At 66.2% G+C, this 17,669-nt stretch carries 20 protein-coding genes; 8 read left to right on the top strand and 12 right to left on the bottom strand.

Annotated features, from left to right (window positions below; all coding sequences use genetic code 11):
* The first annotated feature begins 112 nt into the window (after positions 1-112).
* A complete protein-coding gene (locus IB275_RS10330) occupies positions 113-1,129 on the top strand; it encodes an AraC family transcriptional regulator (RefSeq protein ID WP_192295383.1) in 1,017 nt (338 codons plus the stop codon).
* Between the two features lie 19 nt (positions 1,130-1,148).
* Here the strand turns inward: IB275_RS10330 and IB275_RS10325 are convergent, their stop codons facing one another.
* The 3 genes from IB275_RS10325 to speE all read right to left on the bottom strand — a co-directional run bounded on the left by IB275_RS10325 (position 1,149) and on the right by speE (position 5,425).
* Entirely contained in the window at positions 1,149-1,934 is a 786-nt protein-coding gene (locus tag IB275_RS10325) for a sulfite exporter TauE/SafE family protein (protein WP_192295382.1), read from the bottom strand.
* Between the two features lie 229 nt (positions 1,935-2,163).
* Positions 2,164-4,242: an LTA synthase family protein gene (locus tag IB275_RS10320; protein WP_192295381.1), complete on the bottom strand. Its 2,079-nt coding sequence runs from the start codon at positions 4,240-4,242 to the stop codon at positions 2,164-2,166.
* Positions 4,243-4,564: 322 nt separating this feature from the next.
* Positions 4,565-5,425, bottom strand: a complete 861-nt coding sequence (gene speE, locus IB275_RS10315; protein ID WP_192295380.1) for a polyamine aminopropyltransferase — start codon at positions 5,423-5,425, stop codon at positions 4,565-4,567.
* 194 nt (positions 5,426-5,619) lie between these two features.
* Between speE and IB275_RS10310 the strand changes: the two genes are divergently transcribed.
* Entirely contained in the window at positions 5,620-6,525 is a 906-nt protein-coding gene (locus IB275_RS10310) for a DNA-3-methyladenine glycosylase family protein (protein WP_192295379.1), read from the top strand.
* A 2-nt stretch (positions 6,526-6,527) separates the two neighbouring features.
* A complete protein-coding gene (locus IB275_RS10305) occupies positions 6,528-7,004 on the top strand; it encodes a methylated-DNA--[protein]-cysteine S-methyltransferase (RefSeq protein WP_081520622.1) in 477 nt (158 codons plus the stop codon).
* 26 nt (positions 7,005-7,030) lie between these two features.
* On the opposite strand, the gene IB275_RS10300 is transcribed toward IB275_RS10305, so the two are convergent.
* Positions 7,031-7,564 (bottom strand): methylated-DNA--[protein]-cysteine S-methyltransferase, encoded by a 534-nt coding sequence (locus tag IB275_RS10300; RefSeq protein ID WP_192295378.1) that lies wholly within the window; start codon positions 7,562-7,564, stop codon positions 7,031-7,033.
* Between the two features lie 24 nt (positions 7,565-7,588).
* Complete coding sequence (locus tag IB275_RS10295) at positions 7,589-8,167, bottom strand: TetR family transcriptional regulator (RefSeq protein WP_192295377.1); 579 nt, start codon at positions 8,165-8,167, stop codon at positions 7,589-7,591.
* Between the two features lie 67 nt (positions 8,168-8,234).
* Here IB275_RS10295 and IB275_RS10290 point away from each other — a divergent pair, with 67 nt between their 5' ends.
* Positions 8,235-8,762: a dihydrofolate reductase family protein gene (locus tag IB275_RS10290; RefSeq protein WP_192295376.1), complete on the top strand. Its 528-nt coding sequence runs from the start codon at positions 8,235-8,237 to the stop codon at positions 8,760-8,762.
* Positions 8,763-8,816: 54 nt separating this feature from the next.
* Here IB275_RS10290 and IB275_RS10285 read toward each other — a convergent pair whose 3' ends face one another.
* From IB275_RS10285 to aroC, 6 genes are all read right to left on the bottom strand, one after another.
* Complete coding sequence (locus IB275_RS10285) at positions 8,817-9,008, bottom strand: PLDc N-terminal domain-containing protein (protein WP_045208647.1); 192 nt, start codon at positions 9,006-9,008, stop codon at positions 8,817-8,819.
* A gap of 90 nt (positions 9,009-9,098) precedes the next feature.
* A complete protein-coding gene (mtnC, locus tag IB275_RS10280; RefSeq protein WP_192295375.1) occupies positions 9,099-9,782 on the bottom strand; it encodes an acireductone synthase in 684 nt (227 codons plus the stop codon).
* 110 nt (positions 9,783-9,892) lie between these two features.
* Complete coding sequence (locus tag IB275_RS10275) at positions 9,893-10,438, bottom strand: 1,2-dihydroxy-3-keto-5-methylthiopentene dioxygenase (protein ID WP_192295374.1); 546 nt, start codon at positions 10,436-10,438, stop codon at positions 9,893-9,895.
* Between the two features lie 47 nt (positions 10,439-10,485).
* The gene (locus IB275_RS10270; protein WP_192295373.1) at positions 10,486-11,112 is read right to left on the bottom strand and encodes a methylthioribulose 1-phosphate dehydratase; all 627 of its coding nucleotides are present in this window, start codon (positions 11,110-11,112) and stop codon (positions 10,486-10,488) included.
* Positions 11,096-12,256, bottom strand: coding sequence for an MFS transporter (locus tag IB275_RS10265; RefSeq protein WP_192295372.1), 1,161 nt, complete (start codon positions 12,254-12,256; stop codon positions 11,096-11,098). The genes IB275_RS10270 and IB275_RS10265 overlap by 17 nt, the downstream gene beginning before the upstream one ends.
* Positions 12,257-12,311: 55 nt before the next feature.
* Positions 12,312-13,403 (bottom strand): chorismate synthase, encoded by a 1,092-nt coding sequence (gene aroC, locus IB275_RS10260; RefSeq protein WP_192295371.1) that lies wholly within the window; start codon positions 13,401-13,403, stop codon positions 12,312-12,314.
* Positions 13,404-13,526: 123 nt separating this feature from the next.
* On the opposite strand from aroC, the gene IB275_RS10255 reads away from it, so the two are divergent.
* Both IB275_RS10255 and IB275_RS10250 read left to right on the top strand, forming a co-directional pair.
* Positions 13,527-14,546: an alpha/beta hydrolase gene (locus tag IB275_RS10255; protein WP_192295370.1), complete on the top strand. Its 1,020-nt coding sequence runs from the start codon at positions 13,527-13,529 to the stop codon at positions 14,544-14,546.
* Between the two features lie 49 nt (positions 14,547-14,595).
* A complete protein-coding gene (locus IB275_RS10250) occupies positions 14,596-15,375 on the top strand; it encodes a hypothetical protein (protein WP_192295369.1) in 780 nt (259 codons plus the stop codon).
* A 70-nt stretch (positions 15,376-15,445) separates the two neighbouring features.
* Here IB275_RS10250 and prmB read toward each other — a convergent pair whose 3' ends face one another.
* Positions 15,446-16,360: a 50S ribosomal protein L3 N(5)-glutamine methyltransferase gene (prmB, locus tag IB275_RS10245; protein WP_192295368.1), complete on the bottom strand. Its 915-nt coding sequence runs from the start codon at positions 16,358-16,360 to the stop codon at positions 15,446-15,448.
* A gap of 180 nt (positions 16,361-16,540) precedes the next feature.
* Between prmB and IB275_RS10240 the strand changes: the two genes are divergently transcribed.
* Together IB275_RS10240 and IB275_RS10235 are read left to right on the top strand one after the other, a co-directional pair.
* Positions 16,541-17,137 carry a cysteine hydrolase family protein gene (locus IB275_RS10240; RefSeq protein ID WP_045208668.1) on the top strand — a complete coding sequence of 199 codons (597 nt, stop codon included), beginning with the start codon at positions 16,541-16,543 and terminating at the stop codon, positions 17,135-17,137.
* A 173-nt stretch (positions 17,138-17,310) separates the two neighbouring features.
* Positions 17,311-17,631 (top strand): hypothetical protein, encoded by a 321-nt coding sequence (locus IB275_RS10235; protein WP_192295367.1) that lies wholly within the window; start codon positions 17,311-17,313, stop codon positions 17,629-17,631.
* The last annotated feature ends 38 nt before the right edge of the window (positions 17,632-17,669 follow it).

The raw sequence follows: 17,669 nt of genomic DNA, 5'->3' as shown, positions 1-17,669 counted from the left end.
CGGATGACAACATCCTAGTGCGACTTCCCACGGCGGGTTATGGCATAGTCGGACATAAAATTGTGACTTTCGGTCACCCCTGATTTTCGGTCATTTGAAAGCCGAGGTTTCGATGCCTGCCACCCCAGCCTGGTCGCCCCGGCGCAGCGCCATCAGCGTGCAGCTCATGACGCAGTTCGGCCTCGACCACGGCATGACCCTGGAACAGTGCCTGGATGGCACTGGCCTGGACATCAGCGTGCTCGCCGACCCCGGCGCCGAGGTGGAAGCCACGCAGGAACTGGAGCTGCTGCGCAACATCAACCGGCAGATCGGCCAGCGCCCCGGCATCGGCCTCAAGGCCGGCCTGCGTTATCACCTCAACACCTATGGCATCTGGGGCTTCGCCCTGCTCAGCAGCTCGACCTTCCTCAGCGCGGCGCACCTGGGCCTGCGCTACCTCGACCTGACCTACGCCTTCCACCGCATGACGCTGGAGGAGCACGACGGCGAGGCGCACCTGGTGCTGGACGACTCAGCGGTGCCGGAAGACCTGCGCGACTTCCTCATCGACCGCGACGGCGGCGGCGTGCTGCGTATCCAGCGCGATCTCACCAACCAGCCCCCGCCAATCCGCCAGGCGCTGTTCCGCCGCGAGGCGCCGGCCGACCTGCAACCGTACATCGATGAACTGGGCGTGACGCCGTTCTTTGGCCAGGCGGAGAACCGCATCGTCTTCGACAGCCGCATCCTCGAAATGCCGCTACCCGGCGCCAACCCAGAGGTGGCGCGCCGCTGCGAAGAACAGTGCCGCGCCCTGCTCGCCCGGCGCCAGGTGCGCACCGGGCTGTCCGGGCAGATCCGTGATCGGCTGCTGGGTACGCCGGGGCGGCTACCGGACATGGAGCAACTGGCAGATGAGTTGCACATGACGTCGCGCACGCTGCGCCGCCGGCTGGAAACCGAAGGCAGCAGCTATCGCACCTTGCTGGACGAGGTACGCCAGGCGCTGGCCGAGGAATTACTGGCCACCGGGGCGATTCGTCTGGAGGAGATTGCCGAGCGGCTCGGCTATGGCGAAGTGTCGAACTTCATTCACGCCTTCCGCCGCTGGAAAGGCGTGACTCCGGGGCGTTTCCGCCGCGGCTGAGCGCTCGGGAAGCCGGGGCTCAGAAGACCAGCTTGTAGCCGATCATCGCCAGCATCACGGCCAGGCACGGCCGCAGGATGCCGTCCGGAATGCGTCCGGCCAGGTGGCTGCCGACGTAGATGCCCGGCAGCGAGCCGATCAGCAGGTAACCCAGCAGGCCCCAGTCCATGTTGCCCATGCTGGCGTGGCCGAGGCCAGCGACCAGGGTGAGCGGTACGGCGTGGGCGATCTCGGTGCCCACCAGGCGGCGAGTGGCGAGGAACGGATAGAGGATGAACAGTGCCACGGTGCCCAATGCGCCGGCGCCGATGGAGGTCAGCGCGACCATCGCGCCGAGGATGGCGCCGGTGATCACGGTCAGGGTGTTCAGCTTCGAGCCACTGAAGTGGAAACTGTCGCCGGCATGGCGCTGGGCGAAGGCCAGCACCTGCTTCTTGAACAGCACCGCCAGCGCAGTGAGCAGCAGCACCACGCCCAGGGCGTTCTTGATCACGGCGTTCATGGCCGCGGTATCGGCGTGCAGGCTGTGCAGGAACAGCAGCGTCAGCGCCGCCGCCGGAACGCTGCCCAAAGCCAGCCAGCCGGTGATGCGCCAGTCGATGTTGTCGTTCTTGCGGTGAACCAGGACGCCGCCGGACTTGGTAATGGCGGCATAGAGCAGGTCGGTGCCCACTGCGGCAGCGGGGTTGATACCGAACCAGAGGAGAATCGGCGTCATCAGCGAACCGCCGCCGACACCGGTCATTCCAACGATAAAGCCAACGACAAGACCCGCGATTACGAAACCGATATTGCCAACATCCATCTACGCGTCCTGACTGGCGAAACTGATCACCTCGTGGTGTGGCGGCGAGGATAACCAGTTTTCTTATAATCCATTAGACCGATGTGGTCTTAATTTATAACTGGATTCTACAGTTTGACTCTGCGCGAAATCCTGACGCAGATCGCCTGCCGCGACGGTTTCCCATGGGCACGGGAACGTCAATGAAATGAAAAAGGGGCCCGCAGGCCCCTTTTCACTCAACGCTCGATTACTTCGCGTCGGGCTTGCCGTCCACCACGCCAGCGGTGTTGTCCAGCAGGCTCTTGGTCGCGGTCTGGATGAAGGACTCCAGGCGCACGCGCAGGCTCTCCTGGTCCGGCGCGCTGTCCACACGCTTCACGCCGAAGTCGCTGCCCAGCTTGTAGTCGTAGACGCGGATATCGCCTTCCTTCGGACGGATGAGGATGCGGTTACCGGAAATCACGGCGACCACCTGCTCGCTGCCCGACGGCTTGATGACGCCGATGCCCTTGTCGCCAGCCGGCAGGTTCAGCAGGTCACGGCCCCAGCACTGGTGACGCACTTCCCCGCCCAGGCGGCCCATGATGGTCGGCACGATGTCGATCTGGGTGCCGACGGTGTCGCGGGTCGCGCCGAACTTCTCCTGGATGCCCGGGGCTACCAGCAGCAGCGGCACGTTGAAGCGGAACAGGTCCATCTCGGTCAGCTGCTCGGGGCTGCCGAAACCATGGTCGCCGACGACCACGAACAGGGTGTCCTTGTAGTACGGCGATTTCTTCGCCTTCTCGAAGAACTGCCCCAGCGCCCAGTCGGAATAACGCATGGCGGTCAGGTGCTCGTCGAGGCTGCCGTTACCGGTCACGCGCTCCACCGGCAGGTCCTTGGGCAGTGCGTAAGGCACGTGGTTGGACAGGGTCTGCAGCAGGGCATAGAACGGCTTGCCGGTGGCTTCGAGCTTGTCCAGTTCCTCGTTGCCGCGAGCGAACATGTCCTGGTCGGACACGCCCCAGGTCGGGTCGGAGAACACCGGATTGACGAAGTCGTTGCGGCCGATGAACGAGGTCATGCCCTGGTTGGCGAAGAAGCCGGACTGGTTGTCCCAGGCGAAGTCGCCGTTGTAGACGTAGACGTCCTCGAACTTGCGCGCCGACAGCAACTGCGGCAGGCCGGAGAACTTGTGGCCGCCCTCGGGCGTCTGCATCAGGTACTCGAAGCCCGGCAGGTTGGGGAAGCACGCCATGGTGGCGAACATGCCCTGGTGGGTGTGGGTGCCGTTGGAGAAGTACTGGGTGAACAGCAGCCCTTCCTTGCTCAGCTTGTCGAAGTACGGCGTGATGTTGCCCTTGCCGCCCAGCGCACCGACGTAGTGGCCGGCGAAGCTTTCCATCAGAATCACCACGACGTTCTTGATCGGCAGGGTGCCGTCGGCCGGCGGGGTGTAGTCGCGGCGCACGGCGGCATCGTCGGCGTCGACCAGCTTGTCGTCCGGCATCACCAGCATCTGGCGCACCACGTCGCGTGCCTGGTCCACCGGCAGGGTGGCTTTCCAGATGTTGTCACGGTCTTCGGACAGGAAGCGGCTCTCGGCGGCCTTGATCAGGCTAAGGGTGCCGTTCAGGCCCAACTGGTTGGCGAACATCGAATCGGTGGTGAAGGCATCGCCCCAGCGCAGCGGCGGGCCCTGGCGCAGGGTGCCGCGAGCGGCCACCACGCACAGCACGATCGCCACCAGCATCACGGCCACGCGGATGTACCAGGCGGCGGCGGACGGACCGGACGCATCCGGACGGGTGGCGCGGTCGATGCCGCGGAACAGCAGGTACAGGATCCAGGTAGCGAAGGCCCAGGCCAGTAGGTAGCGAACCACCGGGTAGCCGTACCAGATCATGCTCATGACCGTCTTCGGGTCTTCGGACATGTACTGGAACACCAGGCTGTTCAGGCGCTGGTGGAACTCGCGGTAGAAATCCATCTCCAGCACGCCGAGGAACAGCGTGATGCTCGCGGCGATGGTCAGCCAGGTCTTCCACAGCCAGCGCCAGCCCATGGCACGCACGCTGGCAATGGCGAACACCAGCGGGGCGACGATGTAGACCACTGCACGGATGTCGAAGCGCATGCCGGTGATGAAGGCCTCGACGAAAGTGGACGCCGGGGTGCTGCCGATCAGCTCGCGGTTGTAGACGAGCAGCGCCACGCGCAGCAGGGAGAACATCACCATCAGCGCAACGACGCTGAGCGCGGTGAACGCCAGGTGGCTGGACAGGGTCGGCCGCGTGAGGCTCGCACCGGTCTGGCGGTTGGTCAGGACTTCTGATTGGCCCATTTCTTGGTTCCGTTGTGAACGTTCAGGGTTCGAAGGAGCGTCGCCATGGCCGGGCAGACAGGCTGCCCGCGCGAGCGCGAAAGGCTGCGGCATTACACCGCAAAAGCAGCGGCGTCGCATTCTATTGTGCGCGCCTTAAGCGGACATTAAGCCTGGCCATGCATTCGTTTCGGGATGATGCAAGCGTGAACCGGCGCAGGTGGGACCGCCTGACGGCGGGGATAGTGCCGGCCGGCATGTGAAGAAAATGTCCCGAAGGACGGGCAATCCGGGGCATTGCGCCCCTGCCCACCACGCGCGGGGCGTGGCGGGCAGCGCTGGATCAGTCGTTGGCCGGTTTGCCGATGGCCTGCAGCACGTACTGCGGCAGGGCGAATGCGCCCTGGTGGATGGCCGGGTTGTAGTAGCGGGTCTGAATGCCGCTTGCAGCAAAGCGCCGGGCCAGGGTGGCAACGTCGACCTTGCGCAGCGCCGGGTTGGTCGAGCCCCAGGCGAAGGTCATCGAGCCGCCGATGTAGGTCGGCACGGCCGCCTGGTAGAAGTGCCAGTCGGCGAACAGGCCATTCATGCGGCCAGCGGTGTTGCGCACGGTGTCCAGTTGCATGAACGGCGTGCCGTTCTGGGTCACCAGCACGCCTCCTTCGTTCAGGCAGCGGTGGCAGGCCTGGTAGAAATTCTCCGAGAACAGCACTTCGCCCGGACCGATCGGGTCGGTGGAGTCGGAGATGATGACGTCGAACTTCTCCGTGGTGGTGGCGACGAAGCGCATGCCATCGTCGATCACCAGGTTCAGGCGCGCATCGTCGAAGGCGCCCTGGGAATGATTGGGCAGGAACTCCTTGCACATGTCGACCACGGTGCCGTCGATCTCGACCATGGTGATGTGCTCGACGCTGGCGTGCTTGGACACCTCACGCAGCATGCCGCCGTCGCCGCCGCCAATGATCAGCACGCGCTTGGCCGCGCCATGGGCGAGGATCGGCACATGGGTGAGCATCTCGTGGTAGATGAACTCGTCGGCCTCGGTGGTCTGGATCACACCGTCCAGCGCCATCACCCGGCCCATGCGGGCATTCTCGAAGATCACCAGGTGCTGGTGCTCGGTGCGCACCTCGTGGAGCATCCTGTCGACGCTGAAACGCTGGCCATAGCCGTCGTAGAGGGTTTCCTGGTAATCGTGCATGCAGTGGGCTCCCGTCGGGACAAGACACTAGGAGGGGACGGCCGGGCCGCCCCGAAAGAGGCGCGCATTCTACGTGCCGGAAGATGACAGGTCGAACCCTGCTGTCGGCGCCTTCCATATAAACAGCTTGAGCACGACAGTTTGAAAGTCAGGCGCGGGACGACAGCCCGTCGCGCAACAGGTAAGGTCGCTGCATGAAAAACAGAGCCGCCGATTCCAGCATCATCCGCCTGCCCTACCAGGCCCCCTGGGACTGGCAGCAGTTCCACGACCACTTCGCCCTGCGCAGCCTGGCCGGCGTCGAATGCCTGTCGCCCCGGCGCTACGCCCGCAGCGTGCGGCTGGGCGCCGACAGCGGCTGGTTCAGCGTCACGCCACTGGATGACAGCGCCGAGCTGGAGCTGGAGCTCCACCTGCCGGCCTATCATCACGAGGCGCTGACGGAGCGGGTGCGCAAGATGTTCGACCTGGACAGCAGCCCCGCACACATCGCCGGGCACCTGGGCAACGACCCCGTCCTCGGCCCGCTCCTGCTGCAGGCCCCCGGTCTGCGCCTGCCCACTGCGTTCGACCCGTTCGAGCAGGCTGTGCGCGCCATCGTCGGCCAGCAGGTCACGGTAAAAGCGGCGGTGACCATCGTCGGGCGGCTGGTGCAGCGTCTGGGCGAGACGTTGCCCGGAGAAGCCGAAAGCCAGCCAACCCGCCTGTTCCCCACGCCCGAAGCCCTGGCCGGAGCCGACCTCGCCGGTATCGGCATGCCGGGCAAGCGGGTGGAAACCTTGCAGCGCTTCTCCGCCGCCTGCGCCAGCGGCGCGCTGGCGCTGCATGTGGACGACGGCGCCGAGGATCTGGTGACGCGCCTCTGCGCCCTCCCCGGCATCGGCCCCTGGACCGCCGAGTACGTCGCCCTGCGCGCCTTCGGTGATCCGGACGCCTTCCCTGCCGCCGACCTGGGTCTGCTCAAGTCGCCGGTCTGGGGCGCCGAAGGCATCACCGCCCGCGAACTGCAACGCCGCGCCGAAGCCTGGCGGCCGTGGCGCGCCTACGCCGCCGTCTATCTGTGGCACGCCTATTCCCAGGCCGGCCGCACCGGAGGATGACCATGCACTACCGCTACCACGACAGCCCCACCGGACGCCTGCTGCTGGCCGGCGACGAGGGCGGTCTGCGAATGCTCTACATGGACCTGGAGACGCGCCACTATCCCGAGCCTGACTGGCAACAGGGCAGCCCTTTGCTGGACGAGGTAGCGCGGCAGCTGGACGAGTATTTCGCCGGCAAGCGCCAGCGCTTCGATGTGCGTCTCAATACTGGCGGCACCGAGTTCCAGCGCCAGGTCTGGCAGGCGCTGCTGGAAATCCCCTACGGCTACACCACCGTCTATGCAGAACTCGCACGGCGCATCGGCCGGCCCAGGGCAATTCGGGCGGTGGGCGCAGCTAACGGCGCCAATCCCATCAGTATCATCGTCCCCTGCCACCGGGTGATCGGCAGCAACGGCAGCCTCACCGGCTACGCCGGCGGCCTGCCGCGCAAGGAACTGTTGCTACGCCTGGAAGGCGCGCTGGAGTCGGCTTAGCTGCAGTCGGCTCAGGAGAATCCTGCCTAGAAATCGAAGGCGGTCTGCGCTGCCTGCGGGTCCTCGAAACCTTCCAGCGCCAGCATGCGCATCTTCGAGGTACTTCCGCCCGGCGCGGAGAAGCCGCCGGTCTTGCCGCCACTGGCGAGCACACGGTGACAGGGAATGATCAGCGGGATCGGGTTGCTGCCCATCGCCTGCCCTACCGCACGGGACAAGCCGACATCGCCCAGTCGCCGGGCGATCTGGCCGTAGGTCGTGGTTTCACCGCGCCCCAGCTGGAGAATGTCGTCGTAGACCCGGCGGTGAAAATCGCTCACCGCGGAAAGGTCCAGTGGCAGATTGACGAAGGACACTGCCTCGCCCCGCGCATACCCCAGGATCAGCTGGCGCGCCTCGTCGATGAACGCCGGCCAGTGGGCAGTTTCGCTGCCGAGCTTGTCGAAGCGCTCGCGCACGCTGTGCACGGAGTCACCCGGCAGATAGGCGCGCGTGATCCCCTGCGGGCTCCAGGCGAGCCCGAACCAGCCGAGGTCTGTTTCGATCAGGCAGTAATGCATCGAACGAGTCTCTATCCCTGCGCCCTATCCCGCAACCCTTTCCGCCTTCAGCACGACGTCGCACCAGCGCCGCAACTCTGCGCCGATGGCGCCGGCCGGATCACCCTGACGCTCGAAGGCCCACCACAGCTGCGCGCCCTGCCATTGGCTGGCCATCAGCCGGCCGAGTATCGGCTGCCGCTGCGGATCATCGCTCAAGCGCCGGCCCAATGCCTTGGCCAACGTGGCGCCCCACTGCGCACCACGCTCTCGCAGCAGCGGATCGCGCATGTCTTCCCTCAGGATCAGCAGGCCTTCGGCGTAATCCGTCTCGCCCTCGCCCACCGGGAACATCGCCACGAGCATCTGCACCGCACCCTCAGGGCTCAACCCGGCGCTCTCGTCCAGGCGCGCGGTCTGCTCATCCAACTGGTCCCAGGCGCGCAGCAGCACGGCGCGAAGGAACTCGGCCTTGGTTGCGTGTCGCTGCACCAGCGTCGCGGCGGACAGCCCGACCTCGCGGCCCACGGCGGCGAAGGTCACCGCCTCCGGCCCTTCACGCACCATCAGCGCCATGGCGGCGTCGAGTATCGCTTCGTCACTCACCGTCTTGGTTCGAGCCATGCCACCCTCTTTTATAAATGAACATTCATTTATATATTAGCGCAAAGCTTACCCAGGGAGACCTCACATGGCCAGGATTCTAGGCTACATCGCCAGCAGCCTCGACGGCTTCATCGCCACCCCGGAACACGGGCTGGACTGGCTGTTCAAGCATGACCAACTGCAGCTGGGCGAACACGACTACAGCCTGTTCCTCCAGCGCATTCGCACGGTCGTCATGGGCCGTTCGACCTACGACTTCCTCGCCGCCGATCCCGGCCCCTGGCCCTACGGCGAACAACGCGTGCTGGTGGTGACTTCTCGCCCCATCGACGACCCGAAGGGCCCGCTGGAAATCCGCAGCGATGTCGACGCGCTGGTCGCGGAGCTGCGAGCGCTGGACGATGGCGACGTGTGGATGCTCGGCGGCGGCCAGTTGCAGATGGCCTTCCTCGAGCGCGGGGCGCTGGATGAGCTGGAGGTTTACGTAATGCCGGAGATCATCGGCGGCGGCTTCCCGCTGTTCCCCGCCACCGGCCTGCGGGTGTCACCGACGCTGCTGTCGGCCAAGGTCATCGAGCCAGGCTGCGTGCGGATGCATTATCGGTTTGGCTGAGGAGCACCCTGCAGGAGCGCCCATGGGGCGCCCCTGCAGGGTGCGGTACGGCAACTAGATTTTCACATTCCCCCGCGGCCCCGCTACAGCCCAGATAATCAGGCCCAGTACCGGCAGGATGACGATCACCAGGATCCAGATGATCTTCATCGACATCTCGGCGTTGCTTTTCACCACGTTGATGATCGCCCAGATATCCAGGGCAAAGATGATCAGACTGATCAGGCCACTCAGGGTCGAACCCATATAGAAGATCCCTCTATGCAATTGTCGGCCTGATCAGCATAGCCGCCCGCGCCGCAACGGCACGGGCATGGGCATGGGCCAACGGTGGACTCAGACCCGCGCCGGGTCGATCACCGCAAAACTGGCCACGGTGTCGTGGCCTTCCAGCACACCACCCTCGCGGGCCAGGCCGATGGTCTGCAGACCGGCCTGCTGCGCGGCGTCCAGCTCCTGGACCACGTCGGACAGGAAGAGGATTTCCTCGCCCGGCAGGCCGATGGCAGCGGCGATGCGCTGGTAGGAATCAGCCTCGCGCTTGGGCCCGCTGGTGGTGTCGAAGTAGCCGGAGAACAGCGGCGACAGGTCGCCGGCCTCGGAGCAGCCGAAGATCAGCTTCTGCGCCTGGATCGAGCCGGAGGAATAGACGTACAGCTGGTAACCCTCGGCGTGCCAGTGACGCAGCGCGTCGACGGCGTCCGGGTAGACGTGCCCCTTGAGCTGGCCGGCACGGTAGCCCTGCTCCCAGACCATGCCCTGCAACGCTTTGAGCGGCGTGGCCTTGCGGTCTTCGGCAATCCAGCCGAGGAGGATGTCGATGCAGCGTTCGGTGTCGGCGTTCGCCTCGCCGCTGTCGGCGCGCACGGCAGCCAGCTGCTCGGCTACGGCGGGCTCCGCGGCGTGCTCGCGCACGTAGTGCGGCAGGTGCGCGGCGGCATAGGGGAAGAGCACATCGAAGACGAAGCTGACGGCGCTGGTGGTGCCTTCGATGTCAGTGAGGATGGCTTTGATGGGCATGGGAACTCCAGCTGCCCGCCCCTGGCACAGGCGGGGGATATGGCGGTAGGAGCGAGCAAGCTCGCTCCTACGAAAAGCAAGGAAAGCCCGGCAACGCCGAGGCGAAAGAATCAGTCTTCCAGCAACGGAAACCGCTTGGCGATCTCGTCACCCGTGAACTTCGCGACCCAGCCCTCGGCGTTGTTGAACAGGCGGATGGCGACGAAGTGCGGACGCTCGCCCATGTCGAACCAGTGGCGGGTGCCGGCGGGCACCGAGATCAAGTCGTTCTTCTCGCACTGCACGGCGTACACGTGATCCTCGATGTGCAGGGTGAACAGCCCGCGGCCGGCGACGAAGAAGCGCACTTCGTCCTCGCCGTGGCGGTGTTCGTCGAGGAACTTGGCGCGCAACTCGTCCTTCTGCGGGTGGTCGGCAGTCAGGCTGACCACGTCGACAGTGACATAGCCCTCCTCTTCCTGCAGGCGACGAATCTCGTGCTGGTAGGCGGCGATCACTTCTTCCTGGCTGGCGCCGGGGACGATGGGTGCGTTGGCCGCCCAGCGCTGGAAGCGCACGCCCAGCTCGCCCAGGGTGGAGGCGATGTCCTCGGTGTGGGTCAGCAGCTTCAGTGGCTGCTCGGGGTTGGACTCGTGGTAGACGGTCAGGCTGCTCATGGTCGTTATCCTTCTGGGCTATTTCCGCAAAAGCGGGCCGGATTCGCTCAGCGCGTGCCGCCGCGAAGGCTCAGTACTTTCAGTTCGCATTCGAAGAGGAATTCGAAGGCTTCGATCTGGCGCAGGGCATCGGCCATGCGTGGACCCCAAGTGTACAGGCCGTGGCCGCGGATCAGGTAACCGGGGCAATCCGGATGCGCTTCCAGCCAGGGCTGCACCTGGGCGGCCAGGCGGGCGATGTCCTGGTCGTTATCGAAGATCGGCACAGTCACGCGACCTTCGTGGGTGGTGACGCCGCTGAAGGCCTTCTGCAACTCGTAGTCCTCCAGCTCCAGGCAGTCGCCGGCGGTCAGGCGCGACAGCACGGTGGCGTTGACCGAATGGGTGTGCAGCACCGCGCCGATCTCCGCGCGCCAGGCGTAGAGCTGGGTGTGCAGCAGGGTTTCCGCCGAAGGCTTCTTGCCCGGCTCCAGGCTGTTGCCGGAAAGATCCGTTTCCAGCACGTCGTCCTCGCCAAGCTGGCCCTTGTGCTTGCCCGAAACGGTGAGCAGCGCGCGGTCGGCCGCCAGGCGCGCCGAGTAGTTGCTGCTGGTGGCCGGCGACCAGCCACGGCCATAGAGGAAGCGGCCGGCGTCGATGATCTGCCGGGTCAGCTGTTCACGGGTGTCGTTCATGCGGGTCCTCGTTCAGACGGGTCCAGATGATGAAGGCGGCGGCCAGCGCGGCGATGCTGGCGATGGAAAAGGTCCAGGCCGGGCCAAGGCTACCCCAGCTGTAGCCGGAGTAAAGCGCGCCCAGCGCGCCACCGGTCCCCGCCAGCGCGGCGTATAGCGCCTGGCCCTGGCCCTGCTGGCGCGCCTGAAAGCTGCGCTGGACGAAGTGGATAGCGGCAGCGTGGAAGCTGCCGAAGGTCGCCGCGTGCAGCAACTGGGCGAACAGCAACACCAGCAGGTGCCCGGCCAGCGTACCCAGCAGCAGCCAGCGCAAGGCCGCCAGCAGGAAGCTCGCCACCAGCACCTGGCGCAGGGAGAAGCGTTTGAGCAGGCGCGGCATGACCAGGAACAGCAGCACCTCGGCCACCACGCCCAGCGCCCAGAGCTGGCCGATCAGCCCACGGGCGTAGCCGAACGCCTCCAGGTGCAGGGTCAGAAAGGTGTAGTACGGGCCGTGGGACAGCTGCATCAGGCACACGCAGAGGTAAAACGCGAGCACGCCGGGCTTGAGCAGTTGCTGGAGGAAACCGCCAGCGCTGGCCGCATCCTGTCGTGCCGGCGGTTGGGCGTTGGGCACCCACCAGCTGGCGCCGACGATACCGAGCATGATCGCCAGTAACGCTAGCGGATAGGCATCCAGGCTGGCGAACTCGAACAGCCAGCCGAGGCCGACCACGGTGCAGATAAAGCCGATGGAACCCCACAGGCGGATGCGACTGTAGCTCTCGGTGCGCCCACTCAGGTGCGCCAGGGTGATCACTTCGAATTGCGGCAACACCGCGTGCCAGAAGAACGCGTGCCCGGCCATGATCAGCGCCAGCCAGGCATAGCTTTGGCCGAGAAAGATGCCGGCGAAGCACAGTGCCGTGCACACCGCACCAAAGCGCACGATGGCCAGCCGCTGGCCGCTGCGGTCGCCCAGCCAACCCCACAGGTTCGGCGCCACGCAGCGCATCAGCATGGGGATGGCGACCAGCTCGCCGATGCGCGCGCTGGAGAAGCCCAGGTGATGGAAATACAGCGCGAGGAACGGCGCCGTCCCGCCCAGCAGGCAGAAGTAGAAGAAGTAGAAACTGGACAGCCGCCAGTAAGGGACCTGCGTCATCGGCGGCGCGACGAACCTTCCGCGAATCGGGTGATTCGCGGAAGGTTCTGGTCGGTCACAGCTGACCGAGGACCGGGGTGCCGACAGTCACGTCGGCATTCTGCGCGCGATGGCGCAGCAGGTGGTCGAGCAGCACGATGGCCATCATCGCCTCGGCGATGGGGGTCGCGCGGATGCCCACACACGGGTCGTGGCGGCCCTTGGTGATCACGTCCACCGGGTTGCCGTTCACGTCGATGGAACGGCCGGGGGTGGTGATGCTGGAGGTCGGCTTGAGCGCCAGGTGGGCGATGATCGGCTGGCCGGAAGAAATACCGCCGAGGATGCCGCCGGCATTGTTCGACAGGAAGCCTTCCGGCGTCAGTTCGTCGCGGTGCTCGGTGCCGCGTTGGGCGACGCTGGCGAAGCCGGCGCCGATTTCCACACCCTTCACCGCGTTGATGCTCATCAGCGCGTGGGCCAGTTCGGCGTCCAGGCGGTCGAAGATCGGCTCGCCCAGGCCTGGCGGTACGCCTTCGGCGACCACGGTGATCTTCGCGCCGACCGAGTCCTGGTCACGGCGCAGCTGATCCATATAGGCCTCCAGCTCCGGCACCTTGTCCGGGTCGGGGCTGAAGAAGGCGTTCTCTTCGACGCTGTCCCAGGTCTTGAAGGGGATTTCGATCGGGCCGAGCTGGCTCATGTAGCCGCGCACACTGATGCCCATGCCTGCCAGCACCTTCTTGGCGATGGCGCCGGCGGCCACACGCATGGCGGTCTCGCGCGCCGAGGAGCGGCCACCACCACGGTAGTCACGCACACCGTACTTGTGGTGGTAGGTGTAATCGGCGTGGGCCGGGCGGAACAGGTCCTTGATCGCCGAGTAGTCCTTGGACTTCTGGTCGGTGTTGCGGATCAGCAGGCCGATCGGGGTGCCGGTGGTCTTGCCCTCGAACACGCCGGAGAGGATTTCCACCTCGTCGGCTTCCTGGCGCTGGGTGGTGTGGCGGCTGGTGCCGGGCTTGCGGCGGTCCAGGTCGCGCTGCAGGTCTTCCAGGGAAATCTCCAGGCCGGGCGGGCAGCCGTCGACGATGGCGACCAGCGCCGGGCCGTGGCTTTCGCCAGCGGTGGTGACGGTGAACAGCTTGCCGTAGGTGTTGCCGGACATGCGAGGCTCCGCGAAAAGACTGGGATTCGAAAAGGCCGAGCAGTATACCTGCGTCACTCCGCCCTGCGAACCTTCGCGGACCTTGAGGATCAAAGCGCCATCAACCCCATCGTGAAGTCATCGATGCGCCGTCTCGCCCTGTTCTGCTTCCTGCTCATTTCTTCCTTCGCCCAGGCAGCCCCCACCAGCATCCTGCAACGCCCCTATGACCTGGACACAGGTCACGGCGTGCTGCGCGGCACGATGCTGCTGCCACAAACTGAAACTCCACCGCCGGTGGCCCTGCTGATCGCCGGCTCCGGTCCCACCGACCGCGACGGCAACAATCCCGAGGGCGGGCAGAACGCCTACCTGCGCAAGCTGGCCGAGGCACTGGCGGAGAACGGCATCGCCAGCGTGCGCTATGACAAGCGCGGCGTGGCCCGCAGCCTGCCCGCAGCGCCGCGCGAGGAAGAGCTCAGCGTCGAGGCCTACGTCAGCGACGTGGTGGCCTGGAGCGACAAGCTGGCCCACGACCCGCGCTTCGGCCGGCAGGTGCTCATCGGCCACAGCGAAGGCGCGCTGATCGCCAGCCTCGCCGCGCCGCAATCCCATGCCGAAGCGCTGGTTTCCCTGGCCGGCAGCGCCCGCCCGATCGGCGATGTGCTGCGCGAACAGTTGCAGGGCCGCCTGCCCCCGCCCCTGCTGACGCAAGCCAACCAGATGATCGACAACCTGCAGGCCGGACAGCTTCAGCCCAACGTGCCGGAGCCACTGAAGGTGCTGTTCCGCCCCAGCGTGCAGCCCTATCTGATCTCTCTGTTCCGCCAGGACCCGGCCCGCGCCTTCGCCACGCTCAAGCTGCCCACCCTGATCCTGCAGGGCACCAACGATATCCAGGTCGGCGTCGAGGATGCCCAGGCGCTCAAGCGCGCCAAGCCCGACAGCGACTTCCACCTGATCTCGGGGATGAACCACATCCTGCGCATCGTTCCGACCAGCGGTCCGCAGCAGCTCGCCTCCTACAACAACCCCAACCTGCCGCTGGCTCGTGAGCTGGTGCAGCACATCACGACTTTCATCCGGCAGGCGCAGAACCTGCCCGGTGGCACGCTGGCGGAATCTGGAGCGAACGTCTCAAGAAATCCGCCGGTGCGTCGATAAACCACGGGAGAGCCCTGGTCACGCCCACCAGGCCCCGAGGTAGATCCCCATGACTGAAGCCGAACAGACCGCCGTCGCCGCCGACGAGGCCGCCGCCCGCCCGCACCCGTGGGCCGAGCTGGCGCCGGAACACTATCGCCTGCTGCGCCTGGCGCCGCTGCCCACCGACCGTAGCACCGGTGCGCGCCCGCTGCGTTTCGTCCAGCTCGGTCGGGTGGAACGCCACAACGCCGAGCAGAGCCTGCTGCGCCTGACCGTCCAGGTGCCCGGCCAGGTGCTGCGCAAGGAAGTGAACCTGCTGGAGGTCTGGGCGGACCATCGCAACAAGGAGGTGCGTTTTGGCGCCGATTCAGGCTTCGCCACCGAACCGCTGAACCGCGGCCTCGGACGCTTTCTGCTGGCCCAGGGGGTGGCCTGGGCGAAAAAGAAGTGGTCGCACTACCGCGTCGAGGGTGGCGCGCTGGCGATGAAGGACGCGCCCAACGAAGAGGCCCGGCAGCGCCGCGACCACTTCCTGCGCGCCCAGGGCTTCGACGTGATCTACGAAGACTCGCGGTTGCTGAAGGCGCGCTACAGCGTCGGCCGGGTCAGCGAGCTGTATGACGACTGGCACAAGGAGAAGGTGCAGATACTGCCGCTGCTGGAAGCCGGTTCCATGCTGGAACAGGCCGACCAGAACCTCGCCACCCAGTCCAACGAAATCCGCCGGCTGGAGCAGCGTATCGAGACCTTCCGCCGCGACGACACCAGCCTGCGCTTCACCATTGCCTGCCTGACGGTGTTCGCCGTGTTCCAGGCCGGTCTGCTGATCTGGATCGCCACGCACTGAGGCGTGGCGATTCGCTGTAGGAGCGCCCCATGGGTGCGATCGCGGGCATGGCCCGCTCCTACAGGTTCATTCAGGCTTTGATCCGCGACCTGAACAGTTCCTGATGCTCGCGGCACTGCTTTGCCGAGAGCAGGAACACGCCGTGGCCGCCGTACTCGAAGTCCAGCCAGGTGAAGTCCACTTCCGGATAGAGCGCCGCCACGTGCACCTGGCTGTTGCCCACTTCCACTACCAGCGTGCCGCGTTCGGTCAGGTGGTCCCCGGCCTCGGCCAGCATGCGCCGCACCAGGTCCAGGCCGTCGTTGCCGCAGGCCAGGCCCAGTTCGGGCTCGTGGTGGTACTCCGCCGGCATGTCGGCGAAATCTTCGGCGTCGACATAGGGCGGGTTCGACACGATCAGGTCGAAACGCTGGCCCGGCAGGCCTTCGAAACCATCACCCTGCACGGTGTAGACGCGCTCGCCCAGCTCGTGGCGCTCAATGTTGATGTTGGCCACTTCCAGGGCGTCGAACGACAGGTCGCCCAGTACCACCTCGGAGTCCGGGAAGGCGCTGGCACAGGCGATGCCAATGCAGCCCGAGCCGGTGCACAGGTCAAGGATGCGTGCAGGGTCGGCCGCCAGCCAGGGCTCGAAGCGGCGTTCGATCAGCTCGGCGATGGGCGAGCGCGGCACCAGTACGCGCTCGTCCACCACGAAGGGCATGCCGCAGAACCAGGCTTCGCCCAGCAGGTAGGCAGTCGGCACGCGCTCCTCGATGCGCCGGCGCAGCAGGTGCATCAGGTAGTCGCGCTCCTCGTCCTCGAGGCGGCAGTCCAGGTAGGCATCGGCCATTTCCCAGGGCAGGTGCAGCGCGCCCAGCACCAGCTGGCGGGCTTCGTCCCAGGCGTTGTCGGTACCGTGGCCAAAGAACAGTTCCTCGGCGTGGAAGCGGCTGACGGCCCAGCGGATGTGGTCACGCAGGGTCAGCAAACGGGATTCGGTCACGGCAGCAGTCCTCGCAGCTCGCAAAAAGGGGCGCATTCTAGCGGAACGCGGGGGCTCTGGGGCGCCTCCGGGCGGTTCCTGAGAAGAATGCCAATACCACTTTGGCGCGAGTTCGCAAAGATTCACAGCGGACGCGTTACGGCCCACAATGAGTGAACATGCATTTACAGGAGTCCAGACATGTCCCATCCGCTCAGCATGCTGCAGATCAGTGGGCGCGGATATCCGCCGGCCACTCTGCGCCAGAGCACTCTGTTGATCATCGACGCCCAGGAGGAATACCGCAGCGGTGTGCTCGCCCTGCCTGACCTGGACGCCGCGGTGGCGCAGATTCGCCTGCTGCTGGAGACGGCCCGGAACATGGGCACTCCCGTCGTCCACGTACACCACCTGGGCGTGGTCGGTGGCCTGCTCGACCCGCAGGGCCCGCGCGGCCGCTTCCTGCCGGAACTGGCTCCGCTGCCGGGCGAGGTGGTGGTGGACAAACGCCTGCCCAACGCCTTCGCCGGCACCGACCTGCATGACCGCCTGCAGGCCAGCGGCCGCCTGGACCTGATCGTCTGCGGGTTCATGACCCACTCCAGCATCAGCACCACCGTCCGCGCCGCCAAGGACTATGGCTACCGCTGCACCCTGGTGGACGCGGCCTGCGCCACCCGCGACATCCCTACCCCCGAAGGTGGCGTGCTCGCGGCCCGTGACCTGCACCGCGCGGAAATCGCCGCGCTGGGCGACAACTTCGCCGCCGTTGTCGCGCAGGCCCAGGCGCTGGTCTGAAGCCACTCGTCCCGACGGGCGGCAACGACAAGCGCCCGGGGTTAGGCTCAGCTTAGGCGCGAAAGCCCGCGAACCCGCTCACCCAGCGGGTTCGCCGCGCTTCCCGACCCTGGGGTTGGAACCCCACCCCTCCCCACCGGTCATAGCCTCGTTCAACAGATGAGGAAGTCGGGATGAAGATGACCGAGAAGTTCGATCCACCCAGCCTGCGCCCGAAACGTCCGGGGCGCTGGCGCTGGCGCTTCGCCGCCGCGATTGCCGCGGTGATCGCCACCTTCGGCATCCTGTCCAGCATGGCCGGCGTCGCCGCCCTGCTCCGCCGCCAGCCCGCGGTGGGCGTGCTGCACATCGAGCCGGGCGCCGGAGCCGTGCTGCTGGTCATCGGCCTGGTGTGCCTCTGGCTGGGCATCACCTTCTGGCGCGCCGCGCGCCGCCGTGCCCGTGGCCGCGACGGCCTGAGCCTGTCGCCGCGACTGATGAAGCGCCGCAACTGATTTCCTGGGCGAATTTCCGTAGGACCGGCACGATCCGT

This window comes from Pseudomonas sp. PDM21, from assembly GCF_014852505.2.
GTDB lineage: Bacteria > Pseudomonadota > Gammaproteobacteria > Pseudomonadales > Pseudomonadaceae > Pseudomonas.
The sequence above is the reverse complement of the archived record's forward strand: the minus strand, read 5'-3'. Positions and strand labels throughout refer to the sequence as shown.